Below are 711 nucleotides of genomic sequence, written 5' to 3' on the forward strand. Positions count from 1 at the left end.
TGAACTGGCCTAATAATTCCGGACACCTCTTAAGGGCGATATGATTTCGCCAATTTGGAGGTTCCATGAAAGAAAGAAGAGTCTTTTCCCGCGAGTTCAAACATCGTGCAGCCAGCATGGTGATTGATGACAATTGTTCGGTACAGGAAGTCTGCGCCTCGCTGGACATCAGTGCCACCGCGTTACGACGCTGGGTGGATCAGGTTCGCAAGGAACATATGGGGAAGCCGATTCAAGGCACCAAGGCCATTACCGAGGATCAGCGCCAGATTCAGGACTTGAAAGCCAAGATCAAGCGCATGGAAATGGAGGCCGAAATCTTAAAAAAGGCTACCGCTCTCTTGATGTCGGACCCCGATCGTTTTCGATGATCGCGGAGCTAAGAGAGTCATTCCCGACCGCCACCCTGTGTCGCGTTTTCGATGTGAAGCGCAGCAGCTTTTATGAATGGATTCAGCGGCGTGCCATGCCAAGGATTAGACGCGAGGAGCTCAAAGGGAAAGTGGTCGAGTTGCACAGCGAAAGCCGCGAAGCCATGGGGTCCAGAACGATCAGCAAGCATCTGCAGGCCCAAAATATCGCGGTCGGCAGAAGCCTTGTTAAAGCACTGATGAGAGAGGCCAATATCGTCAGTAAGCAACGCCAGCCTCACCCATTCAGGTCCAAAGGAGTGGAAGCATTTGTCGCGCCCAATCTGCTGAAGCGTAATTT

At 52.2% G+C, this 711-nt stretch carries 2 protein-coding genes; both read left to right on the plus strand.

Features of this window, described 5'->3' with window-relative positions:
* The first annotated feature begins 65 nt into the window (after positions 1–65).
* Positions 66–371, plus strand: a complete 306-nt coding sequence (locus FQ185_RS30065) for a transposase (RefSeq protein WP_256730525.1) — start codon at positions 66–68, stop codon at positions 369–371.
* Between the two features lie 164 nt (positions 372–535).
* Positions 536–711, plus strand: a 176-nt coding sequence (locus FQ185_RS31270) for an IS3 family transposase (RefSeq protein WP_371926712.1), incomplete at its 3' end; no start/stop codon positions are given.

This window comes from Pseudomonas sp. ANT_H12B, from assembly GCF_008369325.1.
GTDB lineage: Bacteria > Pseudomonadota > Gammaproteobacteria > Pseudomonadales > Pseudomonadaceae > Aquipseudomonas.